Below are 15776 nucleotides of genomic sequence, written 5' to 3'. Positions count from 1 at the left end.
GCCCGATGCCCGATGCCCGATGCCCGATGCCCGATGCCCGATGCCCGATGCCCGATGCCCGATGCCCGATGCCCAATGCCCGATGCCCGATGCTCAATGCCCGATGCCCAATGCCCATGCCTTATGCTGTACGGAAATTTCTACTTATTCTTGTACCTTGAGGGGTAGGGACTTCCTCCGGCAACTGATAAAATAGTAGAAAAAGCAGCGGGATTTCTCGCTTAGATCAAAATTAGTAGAATATTAAAAAATTAGGAAAGCTATGGGATTTTTTGATTCAGAAATTGTTCAGCAAGAAGCCAAACTGTTGTTTGAAGACTATCAATCTCTCATCAAACTAGGTGGCAATTACGGCAAATTCGATCGCGAAGGCAAGAAAATGTTCATCGCTCAGATGGAATCAATGATGGAGCGGTACCGTATTTTTATGAAGCGCTTCGAGCTGTCTGAGGACTTTATGGCTCAGATGACTGTAGAGCAGTTAAAAACACAGCTCAATCAATTTGGCATCACGCCCCAGCAGATGTTTGAGCAAATGAACTCAACGCTGGAGCGGATGAAATCTGAGCTGGAAAAACAATCCTAGTGTCAGAAGGAAGAAGGAAGGCACCACACGGATTTTGACACGGATACACGGATTAATCATCGAGTGTGAGCCAGAAGCCAGAAGTCAATCGATTTTAGATTTTAGATTTTAGATTTTAGATTGAAGCATTGACCCCACGCATAAATTCGGGGGCTTGTTTATCTGATACAGGTTTTTTATTTCTCCGTCCTGAGTCGGCGAAGGAATGAATCCGGGGGCTTGTATCCTGGATTCTTTCGGTCTGAGGAGAAATAATGGGTAATTGTCAACTGCCAACTGTCAATTGTCAAGTGTCAAACACCAACTGCCAACTGCCAACAGTCAACTGACAACTGACAACTGACTGATAATTAAGGCCGCTCAAAAGATGAAGCGGGTTTGAAATTTTCTGCGGGAACGCCTTCCAAAGCTTGGCTCATAAAATCACGCCAAACAGGGGCGACAATAGTACCACCAGTAGCACCGTAGCTCATCGGTCTATAATTGTCGTTGCCCATCCAAACAGCCACCGACAACTGTGGCACGTAACCCACAAACCAGATATCCCTTTCTGAAGAAGTTGTACCAGTTTTCCCAGCAGCCGGCCGCCCAAGTTGGGCCGCCCTTGCAGTTCCGTTGTTAATTACCCCTTGCAGGGCGCTGTTGACAGAGGCCGCCGCCCAGGAATTGAGAACTAATTTGGGTTTGGGCGTATTGTCGAGCAAGACGTTGCCACTGCTGTCAGTAACTTGCACGATAAATGTGGTGTCAGAATGCCAGCCGTTGTTGGCGAAGGTAGCAAAAGCTCCGGCCATTTCTAAAGGAGTGAGGTCAACGGCACCCAAGGGCAAAGAAATCACCGGTTCCATCGGACTTCTGATGCCTAGCACCCGGCAAATCTCAATCACTTTATTCAATCCGACTTCTTGCCCCAGCTTGACGGCGGGAACGTTAAGAGATGATTCCAAAGCTCTGCGGATGCTGACCGCACCGGAGAAGCCGCCGCCGTAGTTCTGAGGGTAGTAGTAGCCGTCGCCGTCGCGGTAGCCGACAGGGGAGTCGTAGACAACTGAATCCGGGGTGTATTTGCCGCTAGCAAAGGCAGCGTAGTAGATAAAAGGCTTAAAAGAAGATCCGGGCTGGCGACGTGCTTGAATGGCGCGGTTGAACTGACTCTTTTCGTAATCGACGCCACCAACCATTGCTTTGACGAAGTGGGTGCGGGGATCTACCGCTGCTAGGGCAATTTGACCTTCCTCGCGATCGTAAAACAGCCCTTGGTAGTAAAGCCGATTGTGCCACGCTTTGACGGTCTCTTCGGCTATGCGCTGCATTCTGAGGTCGATCGTGGTTTGAACGCGCATTCCTCCCTTAACCACGGCATCTCGCCCGAAACGCCTCGTCAGTTCCTGAACTACGGCTTGTGTTACGTAAGGAACTTGAGAGCCGCCAAAAGAGGTAATTTTGCCTAGCTTAATTTTTTCCTGGCGGGCAGCAGTCTCTTGGGCGGGCGTAATCCATTTGAGTTCCTTCATGCGGCCTAAAACGATTGTTTGCCGCTCTTTTGCCAACTTGTAATTGACGAAAGGACTGTATTCTTCGGGGGCAGAAATTAAGCCGGCCAGCATCGCTGCTTCTGCAAGAGTCAAATTACTTGCTGACTTGTTGAAATAGCTTCGAGAGGCTGTCTCTACACCGTACAAGTTGTGACCTAAGTAGATTTGATTCAGGTATAGTTGCAGAATTTGGTCTTTGGTGAGAATTTGCTCCAAGCGGATAGACATTACCGCTTCAGCTACCTTGCGACTAAATTTTGACTGGGGAGAGAGAAACAGGTTCTTGACTAGCTGCATAGTCATAGTCGAGCCCCCTTCCACGGTTCTACCTTTCTCTAGGTTGACTAGGAGAGCTCGGGCTATGCCGCCGGGGTTGATGCCTTTGTGCGTGAAGAAGTTGCTGTCTTCGATCGCCAGAACAGCTCGTTTCAGGTTCGGGGAGATTTGGTCAAGGGGTACGACATCCCGGTTGGCTTCGTCGTGGATGCTGGCTAGGGGCTTGCCGTTGATGTCGTAAATGTGGGTAGTTTCTGTAGGAGAGTAGGTTTGCAAGATCCGAACATCTGGCAAATTGCGGAAGCTGATCGCTAAGCCAACCAGTCCGCCAGCGACTACGGAACTGGCAAGCATTGTCATGCTGAGTATGGTTCCGGCGGTCACTTTACTGACTGACTGAACAAACTCGAATACGGGGGCTGAGTTTTCCGTGTTATTGCGGACTGCGTTGGTTGACACGTGGATTTCACTTCCTCACTCGATTTGGGGTTTAAGACTTTTAATTTTAGATGCGAACCCTAGAGACAGTCAGTCGATTTTAGATTTTAGATTTTAGATTTATTCCACAGATGAATCTGGGATTTTGAACAAGAGTCTAAAATTTGGGGATCTCCACGACTGTTGTCGGGGGCTGGTATCCGTTTTTGGGCGGGGTCAGCTAATGAAAGCCGGTCAGCTTTGGGATTATAGTAGCTTGATAGTTATGTTTTTATGCGTCAACCAGTGAGTGTAACTAATTCTGCTGCACTTTGGCAAAATATGATGGACGATCGCTCCCCGATGATAACTCCTAACCTTTCAGCGCTTTACCGCGGCGTCAGTGAGATTTTTCCCGATCGACCTGATTCTAGCAACCCTGACGAAAATTTAGCCCAACTGCTGGCAACAGTCGATCGACCCTTGCGCGTCAAACTCGGAATTGACCCGACAGGCAGTGACATTCACTTGGGACACAGCCTTTGCGTCCGCAAGCTGCGGGCTTTTCAAGATGCCGGTCACACAGCCGTACTGCTGATCGGAGATTTTACCGCAAGAATTGGCGATCCGACAGGGAAGTCGGAGATGCGTAGCCAGTTGACGGCCGAACAAGTGGCGGAAAATGCCAAGACTTATTTAGACCAAGTGCGTCCGATTCTAGATTTTGACACGCCCGGACGTTTGGAAATTCGCTATAACTCCGAGTGGTTGTCAAAATTGGACTTGGCGAAGATTTTGGAACTGCTGAAGACCATGACGGTGCAGCAGATGCTCGCTAAAGAGGGATTTGATAACAGGATGCAGCAGGAGAATGCGATTTATCTGCATGAGTTTCTGTACCCACTGATGCAGGGTTACGATTCGGTGGCTTTGGAGGCTGATGTGGAGTTGGGGGGAACTGACCAAAAGTTTAATATTGCGGTGGGGAGAGATTTGCAGCGGCATTTTGGGATGAAACCGCAGTTTGGTTTGCTGATGCCGATTTTGATCGGGACTGACGGGGTGCAGAAGATGTCGAAGTCTTTGGGCAATTATGTGGGTTTGTCGGAAGACCCGCTGACGATGTATTCTAAGTTGGAAAAAATTGCTGATAGTTCGATCGCCCAATATTTTGAACTCTTGACAGATTTGCCACTTGATGAATTGCCAGAAAATCCGCGAGAAAAACAGAAACTTTTGGCTTTGGATGTGGTGCGCCAGTATCGGGGGAAGGAAGCGGCGGAACGCGCACAACAAGATGCAATTGCGCTGGTTAAAGGTGCTGCGGGACAAGCTGATGCTGTGGCGGAGTTTTCTTTGGCAAGTGTGCAGTTTCCGGCTAAGTTGTTTTATATTCTGAGTGCTAGCGGGCTTTGTAAAAGCAGCGGTGATGCGCGGAAGTTGATGCAGGGCGGTGGGGTGAAGTTGGAGGGCGATCGGGTTTCTGATGTTAATCTTACTTTTGAATCACCGGCTGATTTATGGGGTAAGGTTTTGCAGGTTGGGAAGAATAAGTTTGTGCGATTGGTTTCTTGAATCTCTTTTTTAACCGCAGATGAACGCTGATGAACGCTGATGAACGCTGATAATCGAATTATTGTTGCTTTGGATGTTTCGAGTCAAGAAGAGGCGATCGCACTTCTTGACAAACTGCCGCAAGTATCTTTCTGGAAAGTGGGTTTGGAACTGTTTGTGAGTTCCGGGCCGGGGATTTTGGAAATTTTAAAACAACGGGAAAAGCGGATTTTTCTGGATTTGAAGTTTCACGATATCCCGAATACTGTGGCCGGTGCTTGTCGGGCTGCTGCTAAGTACAATGTGGATTTATTGACTATCCATTCTACTTGTGGTAAAGATGCTTTGAAAGCGGCACAGTTGGCTTTGACTGAAGGGGCGGCGGCTGTGGATAAACCGAGTCCTAAGTTGATTGCAATTACTCTGTTGACGAGTTTGAATTCGCGACAGTTGGCTTTTGAGTTGAAAATACCTTTGGAGTTGCCGGAATATGCTTTGCACATGGCATTATTGGCTAAGGAAACGGGTTTAGCTGGTGCTGTTTGTTCTCCGCAAGAGGTGGAACAGTTAAGAATGAGTTGCGGGCATGATTTTCTGTTAGTTTGTCCGGGTGTGCGTCCGAAATGGGCCGAGGGAGGCGATCAAAAGCGATCGATGACTCCAAAGGCCGCTTTGAAAGCTGGTGCGGATTATCTGGTGATTGGGCGGCCGATTACTGCTGCGGATGATCCAGTGGCCGCTTTTGCGCGTATTTGTGAAGAGTTGGGATAACAAGAGGAATGTTGTTTTTAACTCACATCTTGCACCATTCTCGCTTAACAGGCAAGATGCCTGTTCCACAAGAAAATTCACTCTTTGTGGAACAGGCATCTTGCCTGTTCATAAAAGGCTTATTGAGAATGGTGCAACATCTCAGTTTTAACCGCAGATGAACGCCGATGAACGCCAAGGGAATTTTATCTGCGTTCATCTGTGTTTATCTGCTGATATCTGCGGTTGGCGAAAAGAAATTAAGCTGCTATTATTACAGCAGATAAAAAAATAGCTAGTTTCTACTCTTGAGTAATTTGGTAAGACGTTACAATTTACAAGTCTCGACGCGAGATGGGGATTCTAGCATTGATGCGTCTGGCGTCTTACATTGACTAACTGCAATATCTGTCTTTAATCCTAAAGCCTTCAGCAAACCCATAAATCGGTAAATCTCTTCTCCCCCTGATGCTTTCAACAATTCCTCAAGTTTCTCCCAATTCTGTTGTTCGTCTTCAGTCATGATAGAGAGTTTATCTTGAGCTTTAACTACGTCTTTGAGAACCGTCAGTAACAGTTCAGATTCCGGTTCTTTTTCTTCTAAAATTGCTTGAATATAAGCAGCAGCTTCTTCAATTTCTTGGAGGGATTTAATCAGATAGTCATGATAACTGTGGGTTTTAGGCATTGTTTCTACTCCTGAATTCTATCCAGTATTCTTTGGCCTTGCGAATATCTCGATCTTGGGTACTTTTATCTCCACCGCAGAGAAGCAGTACAATAGTTGAGTCTCTTTCTCCAAAATAAACCCCGTAGCCTGGGCCGCAGTCAATTTTTAACTCAGAAACACCCTCTCCTACTGATTTACAGTCTCCTAAATTACCAAGACCAACTCGCTGAAGTCTACCTTTTATTTTAGCTTTCCCTTCGCGATCGCGCAAAGAATCAAGCCACTCTTCAAAAGGGATTTTTCCCTCTAAAGTTTCATAGGTTTGAATTTCTCTCGGTTGGACTTCCATGATTTCATTTAGTACAAACCTTAGCGTCAATCGATAAAATTTTAGCTCGTTCCGGTCAGTGCCCGGTATCGGAAACGTGGAACAGGCATGGCTTCGTGGAAAAAGTCGGGTTCACAACTATAATAAAAATCTTAAACATCCATCAGATGTTTTTCATCCATCACCAATCGACAGCCAACACCACAACAAAAACAAAACAAACAAACACCCAAACCAACCAAAATAAGGAGACAAGTACATCCCACTAGCCAACATTAATAACGCAACAAAAAACAAAAAAATCCCATTTGATATTACCCATTATCCAATAGAAAAAATTCATATCCGCTCTCCTATTGAATAACAAATCAAAGCAAGCGCTCACTGTTAGTATATACTGCCCATAGCCAAACTGCAACCACGCCCACCGCCAAACCGCTTGCCAGGATAAAGGGCGGGTCTAGTTTTGATTTTATCTAAAAGCTGATAAAAATTGTGGGCTGCTGTAATTGGGGGTATAGCTTGAGAATTTTTCCAGGCATATTCTTTGAGGGAGGGGGGATCTGAGGGCTTTTCTCCGCTGCATATTGCTGTGTTATGGTGTTTAGATATAGGGGATTGTAGCAGATGAGCATTGCTTTGACAATTGGCGGACTAAGATCGATGAGGAGTCTTTCTGAGGTTGAATGTATTTCCAGTAAGTAGTATTTTGGTTGCGATTGTGTGGGTGGTTGGGACTCCAACTATGGCGGTTAATTTGGCAATCGATGATGTTAATGTAAATGCAAATGGGCATGATTTATTAGCGCGATCGCCCTGTCCCGCTGATTTAGAAACTTTGGTCGATCGCCTGTTGCAAGATTTGCCGAGTTATGCTAATCGCGTAATTGTGCGATCGCACTTTTCTCCTAACACTAATACACCGCCGGGTTACGCGCTGCCTCAAATAATTTTAGCGGGCCGCCCGGAGTTTGAACCGCTACCTTTAAATTTTGAAGATGCACTTCCTGAAAATGCTAGTCAAGTTTTCATTACTACTTTGGAACGGCAGTATCGCGGGGAAAAACGAGTAGAAATTCAGCAATATCATTGGTTATTTTTAACTAAAACGGAGAACGGATGGGAATTAGTAAAAATCGTTTCTAGTTTTGGTACTGCGGCGGATGTTCGTCCGTTGTTGCGGCCAGAGGGGGAGAAAAGCGAAATTGCTGAGGCTATTCGTTTGTGGTTGCGCGATTGTCAGGCAAAGCCATAACTTTCGCTGGTTCCGAGGATTTTTTTTACACTTAAAAATATCCTCTAGACAGCACGTCATCTTCGTCTAGTTCATCTTTACCAATTATCACTTCAATCTCACCTAAAAATCTCATAAAAACTTCCGGTGCCAAGGGGTTGTTATCGAGATGGTTGACAAAATAATCTTTATTTTTATTTCTTCCCTCTACCGTACTAAAAGCACTTCTTATATTAGACGATAAGCGTTTTGCTTTTCTCAAAATTAGTATTTCATCAATAGCTGTGAGTGATGAGCTAATCGGCGACATATCAAGCCACTCACATAGCAAGAAATACTTGGCTCCTGGTACACTCAATTTTACATCCAGGGCAGTTGCTGCGCCCTCTTGAAACATGGTTTTATCAAGATTTGTTTTACACTCAGCCGCAACATAAGCAATATTTGCCTCGCGGGAGGTAGTATCCTTAAAATCTTGGTTATGAGAGGCTTTTAGAAATATTTTTCTACTAATCGCAAAATCTTGATCCTTGGCTCGAATACTCATCCCACCGCCTTTTGGACTGAGTTTTAAACTTGACTCAAATCGTAGGGATGAAAAACACTGTGTTGGGCCAAAGGATAATTCTTTGTCCTTTAATGAATCTGCAAAGACGGTTGTAACTAAGATAGGTATAAATTCTTCAATAATTGAGTTGTCAAGTTTTAATTGCCCTTTTTGACGGTACAAAAAATCATTGTCACTGTCAAAAATTAGTTCAACGTCAATGTATCGCTTATAGGAGGTTAGATGGGATACCATCTCTGGAACAACTTTCATATCATCCCCCCTGATGTTTTTAAGCGTTTCCAACCATTTTTTGTAGTATTCGATTGCTTGATTAACACGCCGTTTATCTGTAGGAGGTAATTTCACGTTATCAAGTAATGCTGCTAGTTTGTCCCCATGTGGTTGAGCTAAATTAAACATAATTTTCTTCTTTTTGGTTGAGTATTTCAATGGTTTTTCGTGAACGCTGCCGATCGAAATAAGGTGAGGGCTGTACTGTGGCTGCCTTATCGATAGCATCCTTGATTTCATATTTTACTTGTTCATTCGCTACGGAATAAGCAGATATTAAAGCTTCTATAGAAAGGGTTCTGGCTTGATGGATGGCAAAATAATACTGTAATTCTTCTCTTTTTGTAAAGTGTAGTATATCTTCTTTGATAATTTTTCCATAACGATTTACAAAACTTCTTTCTTGACGGATATCTAAGCTAATTCCCAATACTTGACGAGCAACTTCTGCAACTAACTACCCGTTGAAAAAAGGCGTTCCTCTAATATTTGATTCTTTACCGACTACAAATATCATTCTACTGTTAGGGCTGCATATTCTTAACAATTCTTGCAAAGTATAGGCGATGTCTAAGCAATATTGAATGACAGTTAGAAATCTATTACTTCTATGCTTACGATTAGAACCAAACTCGGATTTTGCCACCTCTAAAATTTTCCAGTTTAGTGCCTCAGTAGAACCGCGATACTGCTGATGATAGTTAAATACATTGATATAAGGGGGGGATGTAATCACAAGATTGACGCTGGAGTTTTGTAAGGGAACGTTTCTTGCATCGGCATTTTAGGCATTTATCGGCTTTTTACTATAGGGTAGTTTAAGGACAAAATTAGCGATATTTTCCGCAAGTGTAAAAACTCTTGATTTAGTAAGTTTTTTGTTTTCTAAGTCTAGCAATATCACTAATGCTTCATGTAGAATATTAAGTAACTTTTGTTCATCATCAACGGCTACCTCTACAATTTTATCTATTAAATCATTGGGTGTAAGTTCTTTTTGTATTGTTTGGAAGAGTGGCATTCTCTCCCCTATCTCTGTTTTGAGTTGAGTGAGAAAACAATTGATACATTTTTCCCGCTTTCTTGGTGAAAGAGTGATGAATTTATAAGTGTTAGCTAGGATTAAAGCTGCTGGATTGATTTCTGTTCCGCAGGCTTCCAGTCCGAATCTTCCTGCCTCATATAAAACTGTTCCACTACCTCAAAATGGATCAAAAATCACACTATTTTTATTGGCATCTTTATCAATCAAAGTTTCGACGAACTGGGGGGAAAATTGCCCTTTCCAAGGAAGTGGATTAGTACGTTGTTTATCTTCAATGTCTAATAGTTCTTGAGGGATTTCTTGTCTATTGATAGGAGTTTCACTAAAAATACTAGAGACAACCATAATTCGGATTTTTACTACGGGGCGTAAATTTATGAATGGAAAGCGGGAACTTGTTTTGTAGATGGCAGGTAAAAATCAGAGATTGTTGGTGAAACCAGCCCCCTACAAATTACACATGAAAATTAATTATAATTTTTAGGTGGGTGGGGGCGGGTTTTAAGATTGTGGGTAAAAATCCGAGATTGTGCTTCCAACCCGTCTACAAATCAACAAGAAAAATTGATTAGAATTGCTCTTTTAATTCGTCTAGTTTAGCCTTGATAGCCTGCATATCTTGCCACATAAACCATTTCGGAGTCTCCGGTTCGCGGGAGGGGTTACGCAGCAAGTAAGACGGGTGAAAAATTGGCATACACAAACGATTTTCCCATTCAATCCACTGACCTCTAATTTTACTAATGGGCCGCTTGTCGCTTAGCAAACCTTTCAGGGCTGTTGCACCAGTTAATAAAATAATTTTGGGGTCTAAGATGCGAATTTGTTCGAGCAAGTATGGTTTGCAAGCTTCGATTTCTTTGGCTGTGGGAGGGCGGTTGTTGGGAGGGCGACATTTGATGACGTTGGCAATGAATACGTCGGTTTCTGCACTCAATCCCACGGATTCTAAAATCTTATCTAACAGTTTGCCCGATCGCCCGACGAAGGGCAATCCGGTTTCGTCTTCGTTTTGTCCGGGCGCTTCTCCCACAATCAAAATTGAGGCTTGAGGATTGCCGCGCCCGATGACGGCGTGAGTGCGGCAGTTGCCCAATTCGCAGCGGTAGCAGCGGTTGCAGTGCTCGCCGATTTGTTCCATATTTTGATAAGTGCCCGGAGGAATGGGAATTTTGGCATTTGCTGGTATTGAGTCTGTTTGGAAAGTGGCACTTTGATTGTTGTCAAAAAGGCTCAGTTGCAAGTCGCTGGACATAAATTTTACAATTAGGGAGATATTTTGGAGTCTAGAGTTTATAGTTTAGATCGGGTTTGGTGATTTGAGATTGGCTAGAAGCTTGTGTGCGATGCTGTCGATTGCACAATCCCTAATTAACACTGGCACAATCTCCAATTGTTTGGTTGAGCTCGTACAGGCAAAAATATGTTCTCTAACCCGTTTTTTGACGATCGCGCCGATGCAGGCGAAAAACTGGCCGAGGCAGTTGTGGACGAGTTCGGCAAGTTGAGTTTAATGACACAGCAGGCGGTGAAACCGATTGTTTACGCCTTGCCACGCGGGGGTTTGCCCGTTGCTGTGCCGATTGCGCGCCGCTTGGGCTGTCCTTTGGATGTGGTTGTCGCCAAGAAAATTACTCGCCCAGATAATTTAGAATTGGCGATCGGGGCTGCAACTGCTGACGGTCACGTCCTCTGGGAAAAGCAAAAGCAGCACAATTTACGCTTGCAAAAATCAGCATTGCCGGTGGCTCAAAATAATGCTCAATCTCTGCTGGCAGATTTGTCTCCGGGACGCCCCAATCTCAGCGCGGCGGGGGCTTTGGCGATTTTGGTAGATGACGGCATTGCTACAGGGATGACGATGGCTGTGGCGGCTAAGGCTTTGCAGTCGCAGCAACCGCTGGCTTTGTGGATTTGCGCGCCTGTCGCCCCCGCAGATTTGATGGGATTTTTGGCCCAGATGGCCGATAAGTTGATCGTTCTGGAGACTCCTCACCCTTTTTACAGTGTCAGTCGCTTTTATGGGCAATTTCCGCAGGTTGAGACGGCGGAGGCTTTAAGGTGTTTGCAGCAACAAACTGAATGGCGATCGTAGGTTAAGCTAGAAGGCTAAATCCAAAAGCTCGATCGCTAAAACATGAGACCTTGGCAATATTGGTTGGACACTTTGATTCTGTCTACTCAGCACAATCCGCCTCGCTTTGTTGAGTTGGTGATGTTGACTTTGGCGATGATTTTGCTCGGGCTGTGGAGTGTAACCTTGCAGTGGCAGTATTTAACGCTGTCTTTGAGTTATATAATTGGTTCGTCTTTTTCAATTTTGGTGCGGGAATCCATCGGCCCACGGCCTCAATTTCAACTAACTCATCTGACAGCATTGCTGTTATTAATTATCAGTTTTTATAGTTTTGCTGAACTGATTAGGTAGTTAAGGCCGTTTTGATTTGTAGATGCGGGTTTTACAATGTCATTGCGAAGGTGGTGAAGCAATTGCATAACTTATATAGCAATCCTCAGCGGGTTGTGAACTAGATTTTTTTTTGAACGAACCGCGAAGACGCAAAGGAAGAGAAGAGAAGATCGAGAGTTCACCAATAATTAGCCTTCATCCTACATTCTAATGGGATTGATGCAAAATTATGCGGTTCCCGGCAGGATCGAAGGCATAGATTTCTAGACCGTGAGAAGCTTTGATAATTTCTCCTGCGGGCGGATATCCTAAAGCCCAAATTCGGGCGATCGCAGTTTCGATATCGCTGACTTCCAAACACAAACTCATGCCTGTTTTTGCTCGATTGGCAAATTCCGATTTGTGGGAATCTTTGGGTTTGAATATGCCGAGTCTTAATCCGGGGAGTTGAAATTCAGCATAAGTATTGGGGATGTAAGGGTTTGGTTCTATGTCGAGAAATTTTGTGTAAAATTTAACTAGAACTTCTTTATCAAGGTCTGCTAAAGTCACTAGGGCAGCGCTGTATTGGAAACTCATATAAATTGGTAAGGGTAATTGGTAATGGGGAATCGCTTGATATTTACAAGAGATTAGCCTTCTCAAGTCTTTCTAGCACCCAATTTTCAACATCATCTTCTGCAAGAATTTTAGCACCAAGTTGTGAGTACGTCGAGGTAGCTTGCTGATAAGTTTGCTCAAGTTTTTGATAGTTTTCAACGTCTTTTTTTGGCTGTAGCGCCACAATTGCAATAGGAAAATCAGGCTGAAACTGTTTTACATCAGTAATCATCCAAGACAAAGAGTTTTGCAGGTGTTCGGGTATCTTCACCTCAAATGATATACCGTGTGCTGCCAAGTAAGGTCGCCCATTAGCAACAACCGCATCAAACTTGTGCTCCATATGACCACCCTGCACTGAATAACTTGTTTTTAGGAACTCTTTGGCATCATTTTTCACATACTGTTTAAAAACCTTTCTGAATTTAGCAGTGGTTAATCTAGCAGCAGCTTCGCGGTCGCGCCTATGAGGTTTTTGAGAATTCAAATCCACCAAAAAATTACTAGCAATATCTTCTAGTAAACTATCCACATCCTCCAACGAGCCGCGAGGTTCTGTCCACTGAATACCCGAGAGCCAATCACGGGCAATTTTATTTAAACGTTCCTGATAAGGAGCATCTCGATTATCCCCGGGAAAAATCAACCCAGAGTCAGCGGCTTGGGACATTCGCTGAGCAAACTCTTTCAAGAAAGTAACATCTTCCATGCCAAAATGCCGCACCCGCTCCCAGTTTGTGAGAAACTGGACGCGCACCTCTTCTTCGTTGAAAGCAACAACGCCAATATTAATCCGTTCGTTAGCAATTGGATTGGGAACGTATTGAACGATACTATACTTACTTGCCATTGTTTCAGTTTTTTTGTCGGACGAGCGTGCCTATCAGAGCGCCAGTAAATCCTGTCTTCTTTTAACAAGATACTCTACCAGGGTAACACGCTCGTCAATTGTAAGTCCCCATTCGCGGGGTGGAGCAGCCACAGCTTGAATAATGGTTTCTTCGCTGAGAGCATCGAGAATCGGAAGTCTCTGGCGAATCTCCTCTGGCATTAGTTTACAATTAGAAACAAGGCGGGGGTTTATCTCAGCACTAGCAGCTTCGAGCAAGTCGCGCTGCTTCCACTCTGGGCCGCCTGGAAAAAAATGGCCGTGATCTACAGAGTAAACCAAATTGGGGCGAGCATTTTCATAGATGAATTGATAATCATTAGCATAGACCCATCCGTACAACAAAATTAGCAAAGCAAACCTTTCGCGGTTTTCTGGCTGGTTTGTGTAGTTGATTTCTTCTCTTTGGGAAGAACATTTAGGTATGTAAAGCGTAGCATGAGCAGTCCCAGGAGTCAAATAGGAAAATCTAGAATCTTCAGCAATTAGTTCCTCAGAAATTTCCACAACACAAGGTTCTCCCACAGGTGCTCCGATTGCCATACCGAGTCTTGCTACCACCTGATCGTTGACGATTTGACGCCCAGCTTGTTGCCCCTTAATGACATATTCGCGCTTATCAATACCGCGTGCTAAAACTGGACGAGCCGCAGAATCCCATCCTGAACGAAAGGTAATGATAATTATAGGATCTTCACCTCTATCGATTCCTGCTTCTAAAGAGTCTTTCCACCTTTTTCTTTTCTCTTGCTTAGTTTCTGCACGCTCGCTCACAATAATATTTCGCAGTCATCAATCTGCTGAAAGTTTATACATTATCACTTTATATACCAAAAATTAATGATTTGTCAACAAAATATTTTATCGTGCTGCGAAGAACGCAAAGGAATAGGAAATAAAGAGTTCATGAATTCGGCAAGGATTGCTATTTTTCCTTAAAATCCTCCAATTCGTCCGACTATTTGGATTTTACCTTCTCGATCACTTTTGAGAATCACAGCTTCGCCGCTTTGCGGTACAATATCAGTGATAGCGGTAATATTTACTTGATGAGTTACCATAATAATCGCGCCTTTGGTGTTGCGGTTGTCCACAATTAATTTGCGAATTGCTGCTGTTTGTCGGGCTTCTTTGCTGCTGTCCCTAAAGAACGAGTTCAGTGCTGGGAACGGTTCGACTTTGCCTAAATTTATCAGTTTGGCTGTTTCCAAACACCGGCACAACTGACTCGATAAAACTCTGGCAACTTTGATGTTGCGGTTGCGAAATTCTGCTCCAATTTGCTTGGCTTGGGTTCTTCCTTGTGCTGATAAATTGCGCTGGGTGGAACAGTCGCCCAACTTAAAGTTAGCAGGATCTCCCGTACCTGGGGCGATCGCGTGTCGCATTGCTACCACCAACCCCCTCTCACCCCGCTGCAACAATTGCCACCCTGCTTGAGTTTGCGCGTTGGTTGCTGCGTCAGAACTTGCAGTTGCAGTAATTAAGCCGATCGACAATACTAAAGCTAGCGAGCCGAAAAACCATTTCCAGTTGAGGTCAATCCGCGCAGCCATTGGTGCAGAAGTTAGGAATTAACTTATCATATTATAATACAACAAATATTGCTCTATGGAACTCACCAATTTTATTGCTCTGTCTGTCATTATTGCCCTCGTGCTGGGGATTGGGTTTGGAACAATGACTTGGGCTTACTTCGGCAAGGGCAGCATTTCTGTACTCTTTAAAGAACCAATTTTAACTTACCCAGAATTTCCAGATACCGACAGCGGCAGCAAAGCTTCCGTTTATTTTCAACAAGGAATTGAGGCTTATCAGTCAGGAAACTACCGCAAAGCCAAAGATAAATTTACCAGCGCTGTAGAACAAGTTTCAACTTTAGCAGAAGCTTACCACAATCGCGGCTTAGCTTTTGCAAATTTGCGATCGGATGACGAGGCTGTGGCAGATTTGATCCGTGCCAGCGAATTATACCAACAGCAGGGGGCTGGATTTGCGATCGACACAATTAAACAAAATCTGGCCGCCTTGAAGCAGCGCAAATTAGAACGAGAAAAACAAAAAGCAGTAGCGACATAAATTATTAGGTTCGGCCCGTGGAACTAAACCCACACCTAGAGTGGGGGTCTGAAAAACCCGGTTTCTTTAATGTGGTTGGGAGAAACCGGGTTTGTTAACAGAATTTTGAATATGAGAGTTGAGAATCAAGATTTAACCTTCTCCCGCTCAACTAAATTGTTCTGGAATCTTCTATTTGGTCGATTTTAGCAATCATCATTTCTCGGCTAGGTGCCACAACTCGATAATTAGTAATTGGATCGTAAGCTTCCCACTCTTGAGTTACTTCGCTGTCTTGCCACAAAAACCATTCCCGGTAAATTTCGCCATCATCAATGTCGCCGCACAAGGGAAGCCAATCATCTCCTCCCAAGCTCTCAAAATCTCCACCTACTAAGTCAATCCAAGCTGCAAGGATACAATAGTCACTAGCATTATTATTAACAGCAACGGTGTTAGATTCAATAGAAGTTTCGGGAAAACAAAGTGTGGATTTCATAAGCTGTACCTGAATGTTATGTTATTAATTTATAAAAAAATCCTCAACGGCAGTGACAGCAGAATGCCGCTATCTCAACCTCCA

21 protein-coding genes are annotated in these 15776 nt (G+C 44.2%); 7 read left to right on the top strand and 14 right to left on the bottom strand.

The genetic code is table 11. The annotated features are described in order from the left end of the window. Positions 1 to 262: 262 nt before the first annotated feature. Positions 263 to 586 carry a DUF1825 family protein gene (locus QUA16_RS19985; RefSeq protein ID WP_006632589.1) on the top strand — a complete coding sequence of 108 codons (324 nt, stop codon included), beginning with the start codon at positions 263 to 265 and terminating at the stop codon, positions 584 to 586. A 350-nt stretch (positions 587 to 936) separates the two neighbouring features. Here QUA16_RS19985 and QUA16_RS19980 read toward each other — a convergent pair whose 3' ends face one another. Next, on the bottom strand, positions 937 to 2856 hold the full coding sequence (locus tag QUA16_RS19980) for a penicillin-binding protein 1A (RefSeq protein WP_333109451.1): 1920 nt from the start codon (positions 2854 to 2856) through the stop codon (positions 937 to 939). A 300-nt stretch (positions 2857 to 3156) separates the two neighbouring features. Here QUA16_RS19980 and tyrS point away from each other — a divergent pair, with 300 nt between their 5' ends. Continuing rightward, positions 3157 to 4389 carry a tyrosine--tRNA ligase gene (gene tyrS / locus QUA16_RS19975; protein WP_333109453.1) on the top strand — a complete coding sequence of 411 codons (1233 nt, stop codon included), beginning with the start codon at positions 3157 to 3159 and terminating at the stop codon, positions 4387 to 4389. A 39-nt stretch (positions 4390 to 4428) separates the two neighbouring features. Further along, on the top strand, positions 4429 to 5139 hold the full coding sequence (pyrF, locus tag QUA16_RS19970; protein ID WP_333109452.1) for an orotidine-5'-phosphate decarboxylase: 711 nt from the start codon (positions 4429 to 4431) through the stop codon (positions 5137 to 5139). Positions 5140 to 5161: 22 nt separating this feature from the next. Here pyrF and QUA16_RS19965 read toward each other — a convergent pair whose 3' ends face one another. The 3 genes from QUA16_RS19965 to QUA16_RS19955 form a co-directional block, all read right to left on the bottom strand. Further along, a complete protein-coding gene (locus tag QUA16_RS19965; RefSeq protein WP_333181305.1) occupies positions 5162 to 5338 on the bottom strand; it encodes a hypothetical protein in 177 nt (58 codons plus the stop codon). A 108-nt stretch (positions 5339 to 5446) separates the two neighbouring features. Next, the gene (locus tag QUA16_RS19960; protein WP_333105862.1) at positions 5447 to 5806 is read right to left on the bottom strand and encodes a transcriptional regulator; all 360 of its coding nucleotides are present in this window, start codon (positions 5804 to 5806) and stop codon (positions 5447 to 5449) included. Then, complete coding sequence (locus QUA16_RS19955) at positions 5799 to 6137, bottom strand: type II toxin-antitoxin system RelE/ParE family toxin (protein ID WP_333105861.1); 339 nt, start codon at positions 6135 to 6137, stop codon at positions 5799 to 5801. The genes QUA16_RS19960 and QUA16_RS19955 overlap by 8 nt, the downstream gene beginning before the upstream one ends. 661 nt (positions 6138 to 6798) lie before the next feature. Between QUA16_RS19955 and QUA16_RS19950 the strand changes: the two genes are divergently transcribed. Continuing rightward, positions 6799 to 7371: a hypothetical protein gene (locus QUA16_RS19950; RefSeq protein WP_333105860.1), complete on the top strand. Its 573-nt coding sequence runs from the start codon at positions 6799 to 6801 to the stop codon at positions 7369 to 7371. A 31-nt stretch (positions 7372 to 7402) separates the two neighbouring features. Here the strand turns inward: QUA16_RS19950 and QUA16_RS19945 are convergent, their stop codons facing one another. The 5 genes from QUA16_RS19945 to QUA16_RS19925 form a co-directional block, all read right to left on the bottom strand. Beyond that, positions 7403 to 8320 carry a Bpu10I family restriction endonuclease gene (locus tag QUA16_RS19945; RefSeq protein ID WP_333105859.1) on the bottom strand — a complete coding sequence of 306 codons (918 nt, stop codon included), beginning with the start codon at positions 8318 to 8320 and terminating at the stop codon, positions 7403 to 7405. Further along, entirely contained in the window at positions 8313 to 8621 is a 309-nt protein-coding gene (locus tag QUA16_RS19940; RefSeq protein WP_333105858.1) for a hypothetical protein, read from the bottom strand. Before QUA16_RS19940 ends, QUA16_RS19945 begins: the two co-directional genes overlap by 8 nt. Positions 8622 to 8975: 354 nt before the next feature. Further along, entirely contained in the window at positions 8976 to 9212 is a 237-nt protein-coding gene (locus tag QUA16_RS19935) for a hypothetical protein (protein WP_333105857.1), read from the bottom strand. Between the two features lie 180 nt (positions 9213 to 9392). After that, complete coding sequence (locus QUA16_RS19930) at positions 9393 to 9581, bottom strand: hypothetical protein (RefSeq protein ID WP_333105856.1); 189 nt, start codon at positions 9579 to 9581, stop codon at positions 9393 to 9395. A 223-nt stretch (positions 9582 to 9804) separates the two neighbouring features. Further along, the gene (locus QUA16_RS19925; protein WP_333105854.1) at positions 9805 to 10491 is read right to left on the bottom strand and encodes a uracil-DNA glycosylase; all 687 of its coding nucleotides are present in this window, start codon (positions 10489 to 10491) and stop codon (positions 9805 to 9807) included. A 168-nt stretch (positions 10492 to 10659) separates the two neighbouring features. Between QUA16_RS19925 and QUA16_RS19920 the strand changes: the two genes are divergently transcribed. After that, a complete protein-coding gene (locus tag QUA16_RS19920) occupies positions 10660 to 11331 on the top strand; it encodes a phosphoribosyltransferase family protein (RefSeq protein WP_333105852.1) in 672 nt (223 codons plus the stop codon). 42 nt (positions 11332 to 11373) lie between these two features. Beyond that, positions 11374 to 11664: a hypothetical protein gene (locus tag QUA16_RS19915; protein ID WP_190661269.1), complete on the top strand. Its 291-nt coding sequence runs from the start codon at positions 11374 to 11376 to the stop codon at positions 11662 to 11664. Between the two features lie 189 nt (positions 11665 to 11853). On the opposite strand, the gene QUA16_RS19910 is transcribed toward QUA16_RS19915, so the two are convergent. The 4 genes from QUA16_RS19910 to QUA16_RS19895 all read right to left on the bottom strand — a co-directional run bounded on the left by QUA16_RS19910 (position 11854) and on the right by QUA16_RS19895 (position 14691). Beyond that, positions 11854 to 12225 (bottom strand): VOC family protein, encoded by a 372-nt coding sequence (locus QUA16_RS19910; RefSeq protein ID WP_333105851.1) that lies wholly within the window; start codon positions 12223 to 12225, stop codon positions 11854 to 11856. 43 nt (positions 12226 to 12268) lie between these two features. Beyond that, the gene (locus QUA16_RS19905) at positions 12269 to 13096 is read right to left on the bottom strand and encodes a DUF3037 domain-containing protein (protein ID WP_333105850.1); all 828 of its coding nucleotides are present in this window, start codon (positions 13094 to 13096) and stop codon (positions 12269 to 12271) included. A gap of 33 nt (positions 13097 to 13129) precedes the next feature. Then, positions 13130 to 13909, bottom strand: coding sequence for a HipA family kinase (locus tag QUA16_RS19900; protein WP_333105849.1), 780 nt, complete (start codon positions 13907 to 13909; stop codon positions 13130 to 13132). Between the two features lie 161 nt (positions 13910 to 14070). Then, positions 14071 to 14691 carry a histidine phosphatase family protein gene (locus QUA16_RS19895; RefSeq protein WP_333105848.1) on the bottom strand — a complete coding sequence of 207 codons (621 nt, stop codon included), beginning with the start codon at positions 14689 to 14691 and terminating at the stop codon, positions 14071 to 14073. A 55-nt stretch (positions 14692 to 14746) separates the two neighbouring features. Between QUA16_RS19895 and QUA16_RS19890 the strand changes: the two genes are divergently transcribed. After that, positions 14747 to 15214 (top strand): hypothetical protein, encoded by a 468-nt coding sequence (locus QUA16_RS19890; RefSeq protein ID WP_333105847.1) that lies wholly within the window; start codon positions 14747 to 14749, stop codon positions 15212 to 15214. A gap of 151 nt (positions 15215 to 15365) precedes the next feature. Here QUA16_RS19890 and QUA16_RS19885 read toward each other — a convergent pair whose 3' ends face one another. Further along, positions 15366 to 15692: a hypothetical protein gene (locus tag QUA16_RS19885; protein WP_333105846.1), complete on the bottom strand. Its 327-nt coding sequence runs from the start codon at positions 15690 to 15692 to the stop codon at positions 15366 to 15368. Positions 15693 to 15776 lie beyond the last annotated feature (84 nt).

This window comes from Microcoleus sp. S13_C3 (genome assembly GCF_036700905.1).
Taxonomy (GTDB): domain Bacteria; phylum Cyanobacteriota; class Cyanobacteriia; order Cyanobacteriales; family Microcoleaceae; genus Microcoleus.
This window is presented reverse-complemented; position numbering and strand designations above follow the sequence as displayed.

Bases quoted from the DNA above. Each gene is read 5' to 3' on its own strand.
- QUA16_RS19885 (WP_333105846.1), bottom strand. From the start codon at position 15,692: ATGAAATCCACACTTTGTTTTCCCGAAACTTCTATTGAATCTAACACC.
- QUA16_RS19985 (WP_006632589.1), top strand. From the start codon at position 263: ATGGGATTTTTTGATTCAGAAATTGTTCAGCAAGAAGCCAAACTGTTG.
- QUA16_RS19905 (WP_333105850.1), bottom strand. From the start codon at position 13,096: ATGGCAAGTAAGTATAGTATCGTTCAATACGTTCCCAATCCAATTGCT.
- QUA16_RS19960 (WP_333105862.1), bottom strand. From the start codon at position 5,806: ATGCCTAAAACCCACAGTTATCATGACTATCTGATTAAATCCCTCCAA.
- QUA16_RS19955 (WP_333105861.1), bottom strand. From the start codon at position 6,137: ATGGAAGTCCAACCGAGAGAAATTCAAACCTATGAAACTTTAGAGGGA.
- QUA16_RS19945 (WP_333105859.1), bottom strand. From the start codon at position 8,320: ATGTTTAATTTAGCTCAACCACATGGGGACAAACTAGCAGCATTACTT.
- QUA16_RS19915 (WP_190661269.1), top strand. From the start codon at position 11,374: ATGAGACCTTGGCAATATTGGTTGGACACTTTGATTCTGTCTACTCAG.
- QUA16_RS19930 (WP_333105856.1), bottom strand. From the start codon at position 9,581: ATGGTTGTCTCTAGTATTTTTAGTGAAACTCCTATCAATAGACAAGAA.
- tyrS (WP_333109453.1), top strand. From the start codon at position 3,157: ATGATGGACGATCGCTCCCCGATGATAACTCCTAACCTTTCAGCGCTT.
- pyrF (WP_333109452.1), top strand. From the start codon at position 4,429: ATGAACGCTGATAATCGAATTATTGTTGCTTTGGATGTTTCGAGTCAA.
- QUA16_RS19935 (WP_333105857.1), bottom strand. From the start codon at position 9,212: ATGCCACTCTTCCAAACAATACAAAAAGAACTTACACCCAATGATTTA.
- QUA16_RS19895 (WP_333105848.1), bottom strand. From the start codon at position 14,691: ATGGCTGCGCGGATTGACCTCAACTGGAAATGGTTTTTCGGCTCGCTA.
- QUA16_RS19890 (WP_333105847.1), top strand. From the start codon at position 14,747: ATGGAACTCACCAATTTTATTGCTCTGTCTGTCATTATTGCCCTCGTG.
- QUA16_RS19965 (WP_333181305.1), bottom strand. From the start codon at position 5,338: ATGAACGCAGATAAAATTCCCTTGGCGTTCATCGGCGTTCATCTGCGG.
- QUA16_RS19910 (WP_333105851.1), bottom strand. From the start codon at position 12,225: ATGAGTTTCCAATACAGCGCTGCCCTAGTGACTTTAGCAGACCTTGAT.
- QUA16_RS19925 (WP_333105854.1), bottom strand. From the start codon at position 10,491: ATGTCCAGCGACTTGCAACTGAGCCTTTTTGACAACAATCAAAGTGCC.
- QUA16_RS19920 (WP_333105852.1), top strand. From the start codon at position 10,660: ATGTTCTCTAACCCGTTTTTTGACGATCGCGCCGATGCAGGCGAAAAA.